This is a genomic window from Metabacillus rhizolycopersici, assembly GCF_020075705.1.
Genome location: NZ_JAIQUM010000048.1, coordinates 1 through 17,274, shown reverse-complemented (window position 1 = coordinate 17,274; position 17,274 = coordinate 1). Strand labels below are relative to the sequence as shown.

At 37.7% G+C, this 17,274-nt stretch carries 16 protein-coding genes and 1 pseudogene; all 17 read left to right on the top strand.

Annotated elements, in window-relative coordinates; genetic code table 11:
• Positions 1–31 precede the first annotated feature (31 nt).
• On the top strand, positions 32–976 hold the full coding sequence (locus K9V48_RS18400) for a carbohydrate ABC transporter permease (RefSeq protein WP_224140631.1): 945 nt from the start codon (positions 32–34) through the stop codon (positions 974–976).
• A 12-nt stretch (positions 977–988) separates the two neighbouring features.
• Positions 989–1,801: a carbohydrate ABC transporter permease gene (locus K9V48_RS18395; RefSeq protein ID WP_224140630.1), complete on the top strand. Its 813-nt coding sequence runs from the start codon at positions 989–991 to the stop codon at positions 1,799–1,801.
• A 31-nt stretch (positions 1,802–1,832) separates the two neighbouring features.
• Positions 1,833–3,848 (top strand): alpha-amylase family protein, encoded by a 2,016-nt coding sequence (locus K9V48_RS18390; RefSeq protein WP_224140629.1) that lies wholly within the window; start codon positions 1,833–1,835, stop codon positions 3,846–3,848.
• 196 nt (positions 3,849–4,044) lie between these two features.
• Positions 4,045–5,394, top strand: coding sequence for an ABC transporter substrate-binding protein (locus K9V48_RS18385; protein ID WP_224140628.1), 1,350 nt, complete (start codon positions 4,045–4,047; stop codon positions 5,392–5,394).
• Positions 5,395–5,996: 602 nt separating this feature from the next.
• On the top strand, positions 5,997–7,016 hold the full coding sequence (locus K9V48_RS18380) for a LacI family DNA-binding transcriptional regulator (protein WP_224140627.1): 1,020 nt from the start codon (positions 5,997–5,999) through the stop codon (positions 7,014–7,016).
• A 103-nt stretch (positions 7,017–7,119) separates the two neighbouring features.
• Entirely contained in the window at positions 7,120–7,989 is an 870-nt protein-coding gene (locus K9V48_RS18375; RefSeq protein WP_308012600.1) for an amidohydrolase family protein, read from the top strand.
• Complete coding sequence (locus K9V48_RS18370; protein WP_224140626.1) at positions 7,970–8,299, top strand: UxaA family hydrolase; 330 nt, start codon at positions 7,970–7,972, stop codon at positions 8,297–8,299. The genes K9V48_RS18375 and K9V48_RS18370 overlap by 20 nt, the downstream gene beginning before the upstream one ends.
• Entirely contained in the window at positions 8,296–9,459 is a 1,164-nt protein-coding gene (locus tag K9V48_RS18365; RefSeq protein ID WP_224140625.1) for a UxaA family hydrolase, read from the top strand. The genes K9V48_RS18370 and K9V48_RS18365 overlap by 4 nt, the downstream gene beginning before the upstream one ends.
• A gap of 26 nt (positions 9,460–9,485) precedes the next feature.
• A complete protein-coding gene (locus K9V48_RS18360; RefSeq protein WP_224140624.1) occupies positions 9,486–10,301 on the top strand; it encodes an SDR family NAD(P)-dependent oxidoreductase in 816 nt (271 codons plus the stop codon).
• Positions 10,298–11,071 carry an SDR family NAD(P)-dependent oxidoreductase gene (locus K9V48_RS18355; RefSeq protein WP_224140623.1) on the top strand — a complete coding sequence of 258 codons (774 nt, stop codon included), beginning with the start codon at positions 10,298–10,300 and terminating at the stop codon, positions 11,069–11,071. Before K9V48_RS18360 ends, K9V48_RS18355 begins: the two co-directional genes overlap by 4 nt.
• 15 nt (positions 11,072–11,086) lie before the next feature.
• On the top strand, positions 11,087–12,001 hold the full coding sequence (locus K9V48_RS18350) for a fumarylacetoacetate hydrolase family protein (protein WP_224140622.1): 915 nt from the start codon (positions 11,087–11,089) through the stop codon (positions 11,999–12,001).
• Positions 11,994–12,419, top strand: a complete 426-nt coding sequence (fucU, locus tag K9V48_RS18345; protein WP_224140621.1) for an L-fucose mutarotase — start codon at positions 11,994–11,996, stop codon at positions 12,417–12,419. Before K9V48_RS18350 ends, fucU begins: the two co-directional genes overlap by 8 nt.
• A 27-nt stretch (positions 12,420–12,446) precedes the next feature.
• Entirely contained in the window at positions 12,447–13,790 is a 1,344-nt protein-coding gene (locus K9V48_RS18340) for a sugar porter family MFS transporter (protein ID WP_224140620.1), read from the top strand.
• A gap of 180 nt (positions 13,791–13,970) precedes the next feature.
• Entirely contained in the window at positions 13,971–14,690 is a 720-nt protein-coding gene (locus K9V48_RS18335) for a (Fe-S)-binding protein (RefSeq protein ID WP_224140619.1), read from the top strand.
• A 12-nt stretch (positions 14,691–14,702) separates the two neighbouring features.
• Positions 14,703–16,130, top strand: coding sequence for a LutB/LldF family L-lactate oxidation iron-sulfur protein (locus K9V48_RS18330; protein ID WP_224140618.1), 1,428 nt, complete (start codon positions 14,703–14,705; stop codon positions 16,128–16,130).
• A complete protein-coding gene (locus K9V48_RS18325; RefSeq protein WP_224140617.1) occupies positions 16,130–16,846 on the top strand; it encodes a LutC/YkgG family protein in 717 nt (238 codons plus the stop codon). Before K9V48_RS18330 ends, K9V48_RS18325 begins: the two co-directional genes overlap by 1 nt.
• A gap of 352 nt (positions 16,847–17,198) precedes the next feature.
• Positions 17,199–17,274, top strand: a pseudogene (locus K9V48_RS18320) (IS6 family transposase); the annotation flags it as partial.

Genomic DNA, 17,274 nt, shown 5'->3' with positions numbered 1-17,274 from the left:
CCAAGCCAATTCTTACGAAAGGAGAGATTAGATGAGTGTACCTTATGTGGAAAAAGAAAAGAATTTAGATATACCTAAAGAGACGAAGGCCAAGAAGAAAAAATCAAGTGATGTTCGTGCAGCTTTTTGGTTTTTGCTACCAAATTTAACTGGTTTTTTAACTTTTACATTCATTCCTATTATTGCGACGTTTGTACTTAGTCTTTTTGAATGGTCACTTATATCAGAACCCAAATTTGTCGGGTTTGATAACTATATTAATTTATTTAGTAAAGATACGGTATTTGGTTCTGTAATCTTTAATACTTTTTTCTACGTTATTGTTTATGTCGTACTGAATCTAATTGTTTCCGTAGGCTTTGCAGTATGGCTAAACCAAAAGATAAAAGGGATTAAAATTTATAGAGCATTCCTCTTCTTACCAGTGCTTGTTTCACCTGTCGCAATTGCAATGGTATGGCAGTGGATGTATGAACCACAAAATGGATTGATTAATGAAATGCTTCAGTGGATTGGTATTCAAGGACCAAACTGGCTTGGTGACTCAAAATGGGCAATGATCGCTCTTATCTTAATGTGCGTTTGGCAAAATTTTGGATACAATATGATCATTTTTTTGGCAGCTCTTCAAGGAGTCCCACAGTCAATGCTAGAGGCAGCGTCTATCGATGGTGCTGGTCCATTTGTCCGATTTTTTAAGATTATGTTGCCAGCGATAAGTCCTGCTATTTTCTTTGGTACTGTGATGACATTGATCAATGCTTTCCAGGTTTTTGACCAAGCGTATGTCCTGACAAACGGAGGTCCAGGAAATGCAACGGAAGTCCTTGGTCTTTATATTTACAAAAACGCCTTCCAATGGTTCGAAATGGGGAAAGGTGCAGCTATTGCCGTGATTATGTTCGGCTTTATTTTAATCATCACATTGCTCCAATTGGTGTTACAGAAGAAATGGGTTCATTATGAAACAAAGTAAGGGGGGGATAATATGAAACCACTATCAGTATTGAATCGATCATTGTTAGCATTGGCTTGTTTTAGTGTATTTATGCCTTTTCTATGGATGATTATTACATCGTTGAAGCCTGACAATGAGGTTTTTACGATGGATTGGATTGGTTCTCGTTTAGCTTGGGAAAATTACGAAAAGGCTTGGAATTTTTTCCCCTTTGGAACGTTCTTTTTGAATAGTTTAATAGTGTCGATCCTTGGTACTTTGTTAGTATTAATTACTTCAAGTTTATCGGGCTATGCTTTTTCAAGATTGCGATTTCGCGGTAGAGACAAACTATTTGGAGCATACTTGATTACATTAATGGTCCCTCAGCAAGTTGTTGTAGTTCCAATGTTTCTATTGATGAAAGAATTAGGATGGGTAAACAGCTATTGGGCATTAATCATTCCATGGGCGTTTACTGCTTTTGGGACATTCTTATTACGACAGTTTTACCTTACTATCCCGTTTGAAGTCGATGAAGCTGCTAGAATTGATGGTTGTAGCCATTTCGGTGTTTACTGGCGTATTCTTCTTCCGCTGCTCAAACCTGGTCTAGCAACTTTGGCAGTTTTTACATTTATCGGCTACTGGAACAGTTTTTTATGGCCCCTAATTATTACGAATGAAGAAGCTCTATATACGTTACCACTTGGACTGCAAATGTTCCATGGTCAGTATTCAACTCAATGGAATTTGCTGATGGCAGCATCCACAATGGCTACTTTGCCATCATTTATTGTATATTTAATCGCTCAACGTTATATTGTCGAAGGAATTTCGTCAAGCGGTCTAGGAGGAAGATAAAAACTTATGAATATGGAGGCGTTTTATTAATATGAAAGATTACAGTTTGCGTTATAGACAAGTACATTTAGATTTTCATACAAGCCCTGATATCGAAAATATAGGAATTAATTTTGATCCAGACGAATTTGCGTCCACATTAGAGAAGGCTAGAGTTAATTCAATCACTTGTTTCGCCCGTTGTCATCATGGTTTTTTATACTATGACTCAAAGTTGTTTCCAGAGATTGTACATCCGCACCTTGTGAATAAAGACTTGTTAAAAGAACAGATAGAAGCCTGCCATAAAAGGAACATTCGAGTACCTATTTATATTACAGTACAGTGGGATAATTATATGGCAGAAAAGCACCCCGAATGGCTGGCAAGGGATGAAAATGGCGACCCTATTTATCATCCGAATTCATATAAAGATGATTCAACAGTAGACCCCGGTTTTTATCGTCATCTATGTGTGAACAGTCCATATGTTGAGTATTTAAAATCCCAGACGCAAGAAATTTTAGATGCGTTTCCTGTAGACGGCTTGTTTTTTGACATTGTTAACCCGCTTGACTGCTCATGTGAAAATTGTAAAAGTGGGATGGAAAAAGAGAGATTGAATCCAGAGGTAAAAGAAGATCGTCTGTTATATGGACAACAGGTGATTGACAGATTCAAATTAGATATGTCCGCTTTTATTCGAGAAAGCAACAAAGAATGTTCGATTTTTTATAACAGAGGGCATATTAGTACAGCTCACCGCTCGATAAAGAGTGCATACACACACTTTGAATTGGAGTCTCTTCCAAGCGGAGAATGGGGGTATTTACATTTCCCAATTACAGCTCGATATGCACGTAATCTTGGATTAGATAGCCTTGGAATGACGGGTAAATTCCATACAATGTGGGGTGACTTTCACTCTTTTAAAAATAAAGCAGCTCTTGAATTTGAATGTTTTAGATCTCTCGCTTTAAATTTAAAATGCATGATTGGTGACCAATTGGATCCCAATGGGAAAATCTCGTATCCTGTTTATGATCTGATTGGCTCCGTCTATTCACAAATTGAAGCAAAAGAACCATGGTGCGAAGGAGCCAATCCGATTACGGAAATAGGCGTCTTTACTCCTGAAGAGTTTCTAGATTCCAGAAGTCTTGATGGCTTGCCATCTGCTATCATGGGTGTTACTAGAATGCTAGAAGAAAGCGGACACCAGTTTGATATTCTAGACTCCATAAGTGATTTAGAAAAGTATAAAGTATTAATCCTTCCGGACACCATACCTGTTGATGAAGTATTTGCTAGAAAACTAGATGATTATGTAGAGAATGGTGGAAAAATAATTGCGAGTTATCAATCTGGGCTCAACCCTGATAAAAATCACTTCTATCTTTCTTCACTTGGAGTAGAATTGGTGGGTGAAGCTCCATTTAGCCCAGATTTCCTTGTTCCGCAGGGGGAAATTGGAAAAGGTTTGCCTATAACGGAGCATGTTATGTATTTAAAAGGACTTGAGGTTAGAGCATTAGATAATGCTGAAGTACTGATAGAAGCAAAGGTACCTTATTTTAATCGAACACAAGAAAGATTTTGCTCTCATGCCCATACTCCTTCATCAGGAGAAATAGGATACCCAGGGGTAATTCAAAATGGATCGTCTATTTACTTTATGCATCCAATTTTCAGTCAATACAACCAAAATGCACCTCGTTGGTGTAAGCAACTCTTTTTAAATGCTCTTGATCTTCTTCTTCCGCAACCACTCATTAAACATAATGGGCCGTCAACATTGTGTGTCGCAATGAATGAACAAGAAGACAGAGGAATAATTCATTTACTTCATTATATTCCAGAACGTCGCTCACAAGAGATTGAAGTAATAGAAGATGTTATCCCACTGTATGATACTAAAATATCTGTTAATATTCACCATGAAATTAAAGGAATCCAATGTGTCCCTGAAGGAATCGCATTGGAATTTAGCGAGAAGGACGGAAGAACGGAATTTATCCTTCCAAGACTTAAAGGACACCAAATGATCGCTCTTCAATATGAACAATAATGATTGAAACATTTGGGTAAGATCAAGTCATGTATGGAAGTGATTGGCCTGACTGTTTAATGGCAGCCAGTTACGATGAAGTATATCAATAAATATGTGGGTATTACCAACGTCCTACCCAAAGTTGAGCTTGCTAAGTTGTTTGGCTTGAATTCGAAAAAACTGGGCAATATGGGGATTATAAGGAGGGTTTCTGATGAGAAGAAAAATAATAGAAAAGATGTATCTTATTTTGGTGATTGGGATTTCTTTTATTATCTTCTTATCTGGATGCTCACCAAAAACCTCTTTTTTCCAAAATGACCCAAGCACTTCCAATAAGGAAGGGGATCAAACTGAATTAGTTATCTCAGCAATACCGAGCGTAGCAATCCGATTACGGGAGGACGCAAATGCATTTATGGCTGCTAATCCTCATGTAAGTATTCAAATTAATGAATATGAAGAGAGTATATATAAAGAACAAGCACCTGAGTTGTTTAACTCTTCTGAAAAACCAGATGTCGCATGGTATTGGGCCGAACGGCGGTACGATGAAATCGTTGATTCAGCGGTATTGGAACCTCTTGATTCTTTGTATAAAAGTGAAGGATGGAATGAAGTACTTCCACCATCAACATTAAAACGATACACTTCAGCGGATGGACATAAATACTCAGTCAATACCAACATTGTGTGGACCCCGGTCATTTATTATAACAAAATGGCTTTCCGTGAAGCTGGTGTAAAGGAACCCCGATCATTTAATGAGCTTTTTTCCATAGTCGATCCACTCAAAAGGAAGGGATATACTCCACTAGTTTCAGGCATCGGAGAGCCATCAGTTGTAGGGCATATCTTTGATGCTATTTTGCAAAGAAATGTCACTGAGCAGCAATTCAGAAAATTAATTAATATTAGTGAAAAAGACAAGGAAATGACTTATCAAAGCAAAGAAGTGTTAAATACTTGGAGAATAATGAGGGAAATGACAAAAGAACTCATGACTGAAAATGCTGCAACAATAAACGATGAAGAAGCACGGGCTTTATTTATACATGGCAAAGCTGCTATGTACTCAAGTCTTTCTTCACAGGCTGGTATTTTAGAGGAAGAGCTTCCTGAAAACTTTGAGATTGGATTTTTTTATTATCCTCAAGTTAAAAAAAGTATTCAGCCCAAAGTACAATTATATACAGGCGACGCCCTAATGGTCTTGAAAGGGACAAGCAAGGAAGAACTTGCAAAGAAGTTTGTAGCCTTTGTCATGAGCTATGATCGCCAAAAGGCTTTAGCAGAACAAAGGATGTCCTTTCCCTCGAGAACGGATTTGAAAAACGAGGATCTAGAGCAATACGGCCCTCTATTTTCAAATATGTATAATAGAATGAATGAACTAGGTACGACCTCATTATGGGACGATAGTATTCCTGGAGAAATGGCAAATGTAAGTTTTAAACTCCATCTGGATGTTATGACGGGTGAAAAAGAACCAGAAGAAGCAGGAAAGAAGATGCAAGAAGTATATGAACGGTTTGACTCTAATGATATACCCCTTTCTGAATAAGGTACAATTGCCTTATTTAGTATAAAATTATGGGGAAATCTATAAGCTATTACCAAAACATATATTGTGATTGTGCCCAAAATTACGTTAGTACCAAGAATGAAGCAAGCCACTTCTAGGGGTAATAAACAAGAACAAGTAGGAGGTAAAATCCCATTATCTGTTGATTATATATGGTCCAATTAATAGTGCTGATAATGTACCATTTTGAATAATGTAAGCAGGATATAAATAAAATTGACTAGAAAACCCGTTTTAGATTTATCTTAAAATGGGTTTTTGTCTTTTTAAATTATGATAATTTGCAGGTATGTATACACATAAACCAGATATTACTATTTTAAAGACGGGAGTAAGAAGTTAGACTTATTGGGATTAGATAATAAATTGGTTAAAAGAGTATCCAGATCCATCATCTGCACAAATAGTAAATTGGTTAAGACAAGGATATCTAAAGATGGAGGTTAGAGGAAGAAAGGGGAGGTTTCTGATGGTGAAAAGACTCCTTCTTTTCTAGATAGGCGAAGTGTTGAAGATGACTATAAAACAATACTTAGACTTATGATACAATAAAAGTGAAAATGTAAAGGTAGGTACAAAAAGTGACGACTATTTACGATATTGCAAAAAAAGCTGATGTTTCACCGATGACTGTATCAAGAGTGATTAACAATAAAGGAAATATTAGTGAAAAGACAAGAAAAAAAGTAGAAGCTGTTATTAAGGAATTAAACTATATACCGAATTCCGCCGCTCAAAGTTTGAATATTAAGAAGACTAAGTTGCTTTCATTAATCATAACGGATATTACCAACCCTTTTTTTACAAAGGTCGCACGAGGTGCTACGGATAAGGCTAATCAAATGGGATATCAGCTTATTTTATGTAATACAGATGAAAATCACGAAAAAGAAAGTGACTATATTAATGCTTTAATCTCAAAACGTGTAGATGGCGTAATTATTGCTCCAACAGGGGATCCATCGATCAAAAACTTAAAGAAACTAATCAAAAACAGAATCCCTTTTACATTAATTGATAGGCAGATTGAAGATGTATCTTGTGATAGGGTTCTTGGCGATAACTATGAAGGAACAAAATTGCTTCTTCAGCATCTCATTGATTATGGACATCAAAGAATAGCTATGGTCCATGGCCCACTTACGATTTCTACTTCGAAAGAGCGGTATCAGGCGTATATTGAAACGTTAAAAATAAATGATTTAAACATCGATTCTTCTTTCCTTGTGCAGACACATTATAAACAAGAAAAGCAATGGAATGGAATCGACTACTTAGTTAATCTTCCGTCCGCTGATCGCCCAACAGCGATTTTTGCAGCGAATAACTTTATCGCTATTAAGTTGATAAAAAGTTTACGTGAAAAAAGGATTAAAGTGCCAGAAGAGATAGCTGTTGTTTGCTTTGACGATTTAGAATTATTTTCAGACTTGGATCCTTTTTTGACTGTGTCTTCTCAGCCGGCTTATGACTTTGGCTATATAGGAACACAATTAGTGATTGAGAGAGTAGAAGATGTCAGTCCAACCGACTATAGAACTATTAATTTAAAGCCTGAATTGGTGATCAGGAAGTCATCTGGAACTCCTATAAAAGAATAGGAGTTTTTTTATTTTCGCTAAAGATTTGATAATTTATTGACAAATTAAAATATTCTTGTTATTTTAATGTTACCGGTAACACAAAAATAACAAGAAGGGGGTCATAATTATTATTGATGCACATCATCATTTTTGGAAAATTGAAAGAGCTGACTATACTTGGCTTTCAAAAGACATGGGTGTCCTCTATCAAGATTACCTACCAGAAGATTTAGAACCATTATTACAAAAACATCATATTTCTGGAACTGTCCTTGTTCAAGCTGCTCCTACATACGAAGAGACATTATTTCTCTTATCGTTGTATGAACGCTATGACTGGATTTTTGGTGTAGTTGGCTGGCTAGACTTATCTTCTCCGGATTTTCCAAAACAATTAGATTCATTAATGATGCGACCGGGAATTGTTGGTCTGCGTCCAATGCTGCAAGATATAGAAAAAAGTGATTGGATTTTACAAGAGCAAGTGATAGAAAATTTAAAATGGATGATTCGATATAATCTTCCCCTTGATTTATTAATTAATAAAAAACATATTCCATTTATTTTGACTTTGATGGAAGCGCTTCCCGATTTATTGACTGTCATTGATCATATGGCTAAACCGAATATTTCAGGAGGAGAGTTAAGCGAGTGGAAAGAAGAGATGAACGCTCTATCTCAATTTCCAAATGTTTGGTGCAAAGTATCGGGTTTAATGACGCAAGCGGATCCATCTACATGGAAAATAGAAGATTTTAAGCCATATATTCATCATATTGTTCAAACATTTGGTCCGTCACGCTTGCTCTTCGGCAGTGATTGGCCAGTATGTTTATTAGCTGGAGACTATGAATCCGCACTACAGATAATTAATAATAATTTGCCAGACACCTTAAGCGATGTTGAAATGAATGGAATTTTTTCTGAAAATGCTAAAGCATTTTACAAACTGGAGAAAAGGAGAGAAAGCAATGAGCAAGTTAGAATATGAGCAGGATATAACGAGCATCGTTATGTCTGATAACGATAATGTCGCTACTCTTTTGAAAGATTTAGAAGCAGGACAAACGTTACTATATGTCATTAATGGTCAAAAAGAGGTTTTGACAGCAAAACAATCGATTCCATTTGGACATAAAATATCGATTAAACCGATTCAACGATTAGCAACGGTGATCAAGTATGGAGAAGTAATAGGTGCAGCCACGACTGATATCGAACCTGGTGAACATGTCCATGTACATAACATTGAAGGAATCAGAGGCAGAGGGGATAAAGCGGAAGGGGATCGAAAACTATGAGCATGATAAAAGGTTATCGTCGTCCAAATGGAAAAATTGGGATACGTAATCATTTGTTAATTATCCCGACGGTCATTTGTGCAAATCATGTAGCCAATAGAATACAGCAAGCTGTACCGTCTTCAGTGGCTATTCCACATCAGCATGGATGCAGCCAGATTGGAGAAGACAAGGATCGTACACATAAACTTCTCGCAGGAATGGGTAAAAATCCAAACGTTGGTGCAGTTCTTTTAATTAGCTTGGGTTGTGAGGTTATTGATGCCAAAGTATTGAAAAAAGAAATTGAAGAAGAAACAGGAAAACCTGTTGAGTGGATCGATATCCAAGATGCAGGAGGATCGGTAAAAGCGATTCAAAAAGGGTCTGAAGTTGTTAAGAGCTTATTCAAGGAAATTGAGAAAGTGCCACAAGTAGATGTTCCACTTTCAGAATTAATACTTGGTGTGAAATGTGGTGGTTCCGATGCTACTTCTGGCCTGTGCAGCAATCCTGCTTTAGGAAAAGCAGCTGATCAGCTCTTAGGGCATGGTGGTACCATTGTAATGGGAGAAACAACTGAAATTATCGGAGCTGAACATCTTGTCGCTCAAAAAGCTGTGAGTGAAGAAGTGGCAAATAAGCTTTATGCGTATGTCGATAATTTTGAAAAAGAAGTAGAGCGCATTGGAGCAGACATGCGAGGTGGCAATCCAAGTCCAGGCAATATTGAGGGAGGCTTGTCTACAATCGAAGAAAAATCTCTTGGCTGTATAAGTAAAGCAGGTACAGCACCCTTAAAAGATGTATTATCCTTTGCTGAAGAAATTCCAGGGAACGGCTATTACTTTATGGATTCTCCAGGGAATGATATCGAGTGTGTATCAGGCATGGCTGCTGCTGGTGTTCATATGGTCTGCTTTACAACAGGTAGAGGTACACCAACAGGAAATCCGATTATTCCGGTCATCAAAATAACCGGCAATGAACATACTGCTGTCAAAATGTTAGATAACATTGATGTAGATACAAGTCCTGTTATGAAAGGGAAAGAAACGACAGAAGAAGCAGGAAATCGTATTCTTGAAACGGTTATAAAAACAGCACAGGGTGAGTTGGCAAAAGCTGAAATCTTAGGTCATCAAGAATTTAGTATCAGCCGAATCAGTATCAGCCTTTAAAAAAACATAGGAAAAGGAGAATAAATATGGGGAAATTTAAAAAACGAACAGCTCTTGTCACAGGTGGAGGCCGAGGGATAGGAGCGGCAATTGTAATGAGATTAGCTGAAGAAGGCGCTAATGTGGCGATCAACTATACATCACCTAGTTCATTTGAAAGAGCAAACGCTTTAAAGGAAAAAGTAGAAAAGCAGTTTCATATTCAAGCGATGGTTGTGAAAGCAAATGTTGGGATTAAAGAAGAAGTTGACCAAATGATAGACGAAGTAGAAAAAGAGTTAGGATCGGTTGATATCCTGGTGAATAATGCTGGTATTGCGCCATTTGAACCTTTTTTAAGTCTGTCAGAAAAAACATGGGACGAAACATATCAGACGAACGTGAAATCTATTTTCTTGACGTCACAAAGAGTCGCTAAAAAAATGATTGAAAACAAATATGGGAAAATTATTAATATTACATCAACAGCGAGTGTTCTTGTGACGAGTCCAGTTATTCCACACTATATTTCATCAAAAGCAGCAGCTGGGCATTTAACAAAAGCGCTGGCGATTGAGTTAGGTAAGTACAACATTAATGTAAACGCCGTCGGACCAAGCACTGTTGCAACGGATATGTGCGAAGAATATCTGGAAGATCCTCAAATTTTACAAAAAGAGATTGAAGCGAATCCAATGAAGAGACTTGGTACAGAAAAACAAATTGGAGATGCTGTCGTATTTTTAGCTTCAGATGAAGCCATGCAAATCAATGGGCATCTGTTAATGGTTGATGGTGGATTAACAGTTAAAGCGGCACAACCTGAAGATCATATGGATCATGAACAGGAGGTAACAGTATGAGACTACTTGACAAAATAGCTGTCATCACAGGCGGAGGGAGCGGCATTGGAAAGGCAACAGCTCGCTTGTTCGCAAAAGAAGGGGCTTTTGTCATCATCACAGACATTAATCGCGAAAATGGACAAGGAACCGTATATGAAATAGAAGAACATGGCGGAAAAGCGGCATTTTTCGAAGTAGATGTGGCGAATCCTGAAGCGGTTGAGTCTGCGATTAAGCAGATTATTGAGACGTATCAAAAAATAGATATTTTATTTAACAATGCAGGGATCAGCAATGTGGGAAGAGTGGATGAAGTAGAGCCGGACGCATGGGATCGAATAATGAGTGTGAATGTGAAGGGTGTTTATTTGCCTTCTAAATATACGCTTCCTTATATGATGGAACAAAAAAGTGGAGTCGTTATTAATATGTCGTCTTGTGCTGCAGAAATGGGACTAGCTAAACGGGCTGCGTACTCAGCAACAAAAGGAGCAGTACTTGCACTGACGAAAGCAATGCAGGTAGACTATGCTCCTTATCACATTCGAGTAAACGCTTTATTACCGGGCACAATATTATCCCCATTTGTTGAAGATTATTTAAAAACTTCGTACGATGACCCTGAAGTGGCAATAGAAAATATTAAGAAAAGACAATTGAGTGGGGATTTAGGAAGACCAGAAGATGTGGCAAAAGCCGCACTATTTCTCGCTTCAGATGAGTCTTCTTTCATGATGGGATCACCTCTTTATATTGATGGTGGAGTTGTTTTTGGAAAAAATGCATAGAAGGAGAATGGAAAAATGAAACTAGCTACTTTTATAAAAAATGAGAATGAGAGACTAGCTGTACAGATTGATGATAAATTAATAGATATCGAAGAAACGGCTAAGAAGAATGAATGGAACGAAATTTTAAAAGATGTAATGCAAGTAATTGAATTAGATCAATCAGAACTAAACGAATTTGAAACAAAGGTCAAAGAAGCAGTATCAAATGGAAGTGCAGTCGTGATTGAAGAGGATGGGCTTGTTTGGGGGCCATGTGTTACACGACCACGTAAAATTATTTGCGTTGGTTTAAACTATCGAAAACACGCAGATGAAACCAATGCGCCGTATCCAGAAGTACCTATCCTGTTTAACAAGTTTGATAATACTTTAACAGGTCATCAAAGTGAAATTGCTGTTCCTGCTGTAACGAATGAACTGGACTATGAGGTGGAACTGGGGATTGTAATAGGGAAAAAGACTAAAAACATTGGACAAGAAGAAGCTCTTTCTCATGTTTTTGGTTATTGTACAGTCAATGATTTGTCAGCAAGAGATCTCCAAATGAGAACACACCAATGGTTGCTTGGAAAAACATGCGATAAGTTTAGTCCAGTAGGTCCTTACTTAGTTACATCAGATGAAGTTGGAGATCCAAACAATCTAAGCTTGAAAACTTACGTAAATGATGAATTGAGACAGAACTCTAATACTTCCGATATGATTTTTACTTGCGCTGAGATCGTAAGTTATATATCCAAACACATGACGCTAGAGCCTGGAGATCTTATTTTAACGGGTACACCTGAAGGAGTAGTGTTTGGTCTACCTGCTGAGGAACGTGTTTATATTCAACCTGGAGATGTGGTCACTGTTGAAATTGAAAAACTAGGAACGCTTACGAACAAATTTGTGCAAGAAAGTGGAAAGGCTTTGACATATGCTTAAAGGGATTCCGCCTATTATCTCTCCTGATTTGATAAAAATTTTGATGGAGATGGGGCACGGTGATGAAATTGTACTTGCAGATGGAAATTTTCCAGCTGCAAGTCATTCCAGCCGTTTAATTAATGCTCATGGACATGGTGTTTCAGAGTTTTTGAGTGCAATATTAGAATTTTTTCCGCTAGATACTTACGTTACGTTTCCTGTCTTGCTGATGGATACGGTTGAAGGGGATGAAAGGAACCCTGCAATCTGGAAGAATTACGAAGATATCTTTAAAAAAATGAGCGACTTTCCTGTCAAAATTGAAAAACTTGAAAGAACTGATTTTTACGAACGGAGTAAATCTGCTTATGCCATCATCGCTACGAGTGAACGAGCACAGTATGCGAATATTATTTTGAAAAAAGGTGTGCTTTAATTAAAAAACGTAAAAGGAGTGATTTCTTTGGAGCAAAAAATTCCGAAAATTATGTATATTTATGCGATTTTTGGCGGATTGGCTGGCCTTTTATATGGCTTTGATTCGGGTGCTATTTCTCCAGCGCTGCCCTTTATTACTGAAGAATTTGGATTATCTCCGTCCGGTCAAGGATTGATTGTAAGCTTCCTCCTTTTAGGAGCATTACCGGCTATTGTTCTTTCAACCTCATTATCTAAGGTTTTAGGAAGAAAATCATTATTAATTGGAGCCGGTTTAACTTTTATAATTGGGTCTATTGGCTGTGCCTTTGCTACAAATGAAATCATTTTAATATGGTCTCGGTTTATTCTTGGAATCGGCTGCGGAATAGCTAATATGTGTTCGTTGATTTATCTTGTTGAATTAGCTCCACCTAAAATTCGGGGATTTATTGGCGCTCTATATCAGTTAAGTGTGAATGTCGGAATTTTAAGCGCATACATAGTAGGAGCTTCCTTCTCAGATTGGAGGCTAATGTTAGGAATAGGGATTATTCCAGCTACGGTCTTTACGTTTGGGATGCTAATGTCACCTGAAAGTCCGCGGTGGTTGCTGACTGCAGGGAAAGAAGAACGCGCAAGAAAAGTCTTAATGAAGCTAAGAGGATCGAACAAAGAAGTAGAAGATGAAATAAGAGATATTAATTATTCTCTTAAGCAGCAAACAGTAGGATTTAAACATTTATTTGGCCAGTATAAAAGTATTCTAAACATGACGTTAATCTTAACTTTCTTCCAAGTCTTCACTGGGATTAATGCAGTGGTATACTTTGCACCTATTATTTTTGAAGGCGTTAACATTAACGGGTGGAGCGGATCGAATGTAGCGAACTTTGGTGTTGGTATTGCCTTAGTTGTTTCCACTGCTATATCCCTATTTATTGTTGACAAACTGGGTAGAAAAACTTTGTTAATCTACAGTATTGGTGGACAGGTTCTTCCTTTAATCGGTTTAGCACTATTCTCTGATTATACGATAGTGAGTATGATTTGTGTGTTTTTATATGTCTTTGCGTTTGGGATTGGCCTAGGACCGGTTTTCTGGCTATTTATACCGGAAGTGTTCCCTCTACAAGCAAGAGCGATTGGAATGGGATTCATTACATTTTCACAGTACACATTGAATTTCATTTTTTCGTACACTTTCCCGCAATTGTTAAGTTTCATTGGAAATAATGTCTTCTTCATATACGCAGTATTATCAGTGATTGCTTGTATATTTATTTACTATAAAACACCGGAAACAAAAGGAAAAACTTTAGAAGAAATTGAAGGGTACTGGCGTCGACAAGCTGCGGAAAAAACCTATAAACCAGCAAAAGAAGCGTAAGATATATAGGATTTGATTTTATTTCAGGCTGTTGATAAAAATCAGCGGCCATTTTTTATTAGGATTTATTAATGTTAAGAAAATATTTGAAACTGCTAATTTTCTGTTTCATTTTTTGTAGGATTTTATAAATATTTATTAAAGGTGCCAGTTTACTTTTTTGACAGAGGAGGAGACAAAGTGAAAGTAACATTATTCATTACGTGTCTCGTTGACATGTTTCAAGCGAATGTAGGAAAAGCGGCAGTAGAAGTACTAGAACGACTCGGCTGTGAAGTGGAATTTCCAGAGAATCAAGTGTGCTGCGGACAACCGTCTTATAATAGTGGTTATGTTGAAGAAACCAAAGGGGCTATGAAAAAAATGATCGACATATTCCAAGATGCTGAATATATTGTTTGTCCATCTGGTTCATGTGCCTATATGTTTCATGAATATCAGCACATTTTCAAAGGAGATCCAGTATGGGAACCAAAAGCAAAAGCTCTTGCAGCCAAAACATACGAACTAACACAATTTATTGTGGATGTATTAAAGGTTGAGGATGTAGGAGCAACATTCAATGGGAAAGTTAGCTATCACACATCTTGCCATATGACAAGATTACTAGGGGTTAAGGAAGCTCCTATGAAACTGCTAAGCCATGTAAAAGGTCTTGAATATATGGAGCTCCCTGGGAAAGAAAATTGCTGTGGGTTTGGAGGAACCTTTTCGGTGAAAATGGGGAAAATCTCAGAGCAAATGGTGGATGAAAAGGTGCAGTGTGTAGAAGAAACAGAAGCTGACTATTTAATCGGTGGAGATGCGGGTTGTTTAATGAATATTGGTGGAAGAATTGATAGAAAAGGAAAACCAATTAAAGTACTTCATATTGCCGAAGTGTTAAATAGTCGAGTATAGGAGGGGTGCACGATGGCGATGAAAATTGGCACAACTGTTTTTAAAGAACGGGTCGATGAAGGAATTAACAATACCTTCATGAGAGGAGCCGTTTCAAAAGCACAGGAAACGATTCAAGGTCGGAAAAATACCGTAACAGAAGAGTTGGGAAATTGGGAAGAATGGCGTTCACATGGAGAAGAAATCCGCCAGCACGTACTTGAAAACTTAGATTTTTATTTAAATCAACTCAGTGAAAACGTTTCACAAAGAGGTGGACATGTTTTTTTTGCCGAAACAGCTGAAGAAGCAAGCAACTATATTGAGGGGATCGCAAAAAAGAATAATGCTAAAAAAATTGTTAAAGCAAAATCGATGGTAACAGAGGAAATTAGCCTGAATGCAAAATTAGAAGAATCTGGATGTCAAGTAATCGAAACGGATTTAGGTGAGTATATTTTACAAGTCGATGATCATGATCCACCATCTCATATTGTTGTACCTGCCTTGCATAAAAACAAAGAACAAATTAGAGATGTCTTTACAGAAAAATTAAACTATAAAAAGACCGAAGATCCGGAAGAACTTGCGTTACATGCACGGAAAATTTTACGCCAAGAATTTTTAACGGCTGATATCGGGATTACGGGATGCAATTTTGCGGTTGCAGAAACGGGCTCCATTACACTCGTTACAAATGAAGGAAATGCCGATCTTGTGGCATCGCTTCCTAAAACACAAGTAGTTGTAATGGGAATGGAACGGATTGTACCTACTTTTGAAGAAATGGAAGTATTGGTTCGTTTGCTCACAAGAAGTGCGGTTGGACAGAAATTAACGAGCTATATTACGACATTAACTGGTCGTCGTGAGGAAGATGATGTCGATGGTCCTGAGGAATTTCATTTAGTCATCGTGGATAATGGGCGTTCAGATATTCTAGGTACCGACTTTCAATCGGTCTTGCAATGTATTCGTTGTGCAGCATGCGTGAACGTTTGTCCAGTTTATCGACAAGTGGGAGGGCATTCCTACGGTTCGATTTATTCAGGACCGATTGGCGCGGTCATATCTCCTCTTCTTGGTGGGTATGACGAATATAAAGAGCTACCATATGCTTCGACACTTTGTGGAGCTTGTACGGATGCTTGTCCGGTAAAAATTCCACTCCATCAGCTGCTCCATAAGCATCGCCAAGTGATTGTTGAAAAAGAAGGTAGGGCACCGATTGCCGAAAAACTCCTTATGAAAGCATTTGGTTTTGGAGCAGCAACACCTACTCTTTATAAAATGGGTTCAAAAATGGCTCCATCCTTGGCAAAACCTCTGATTACCGATGATAAAATCACAAAAGGGGTGGGTCCATTAAAAGCATGGACTGATATACGTGATTTTCCGGCACCAACCAAAGAACGGTTCCGGGATTGGATTAAAAATCGTCCAAAAGGAGGAGACCAGTAATGCAAGGAACAATCCAAAATAGAGAAGCTTTTCTAAATAAAATTGCGAACAGGCTTGGACGAGAGAGCAAATCAAATGTTACTCGTCCTCATTGGGCATACAATCCCCAGGAAGATGTATTAAAAGGAGCATCATCTGATGAGTTAGTAGAAGTCCTAAAAAAACAATGTTCCAAAATTCATACTGATTTTAATTTGACAACACAAGCAGAATTATCTGCTGCTGTCATGAATGTGATTGAAAGCTTTGGAGGTGGCCCGATTGTTACATGGAAGGACGAACGTTTTAAACAATTCGGACTCGGAACTCTTTTAAAAGAAGAATTGCCACAAGGAAATGTTGATGTCTTTGAGTGGGATTTCACATTAGGGTCTGAAAATATCAAGAAAGCAGATCTTGCGAATGTCGGCATCACCATCAGTGAAATGACACTAGCTGAATCAGGAACAGTCGTCTTATTTAGTGGCAAAGATCGAGGGCGAACGATAAGCTTCTTACCAGAGAACTCTATTGTGATCATCCCAAAAAGCACCATTGTGCCATCTATGACTCAGGCCGCAAAAATTTTACGTGAAAAAGTGAAAAACGGTGAACAAGTTGCATCCTGCATTAACTATATAACTGGACCAAGCAACTCAGCAGACATTGAAATGAATCTAGTTGTCGGTGTCCATGGTCCGGTGAAAGCCGCATATATAGTAGTGGAAGATTGCTAGTCAATTGAATATGCGCCTAAGGGGCGGTCTTAAACCTCTTCCCCCTTGTTGGAGACTGGTCTTTTGACTAGCTCTCTTTTTTGTTTGTTCTATTATTAATATATTAAATTTCCCTCCGTTCGTAAAAGTACACTTTTTCGGGTTCTGGTGCAAGAACTTGAAGACAATTGCAATTAATCTCTAAATCTTGGACATACCGATACTATTACTCTAAAAAAAGGTGTGTGATCGGTATGAAAAAAGAAGATTTGTTCAAATGGGGTTCTGGTGTAAAAAACTCAAAACAACTGCAATTAATCTATAAAGCTCGGACATACTGATACTATTACTTTAAAAAAGGGACGTGATCAGTATGGAAAAGCAAAATTTGTTCAAGTGGAAACATTATCAACCTGACATTATTTTATTAACAGTGAGATGGTACCTAC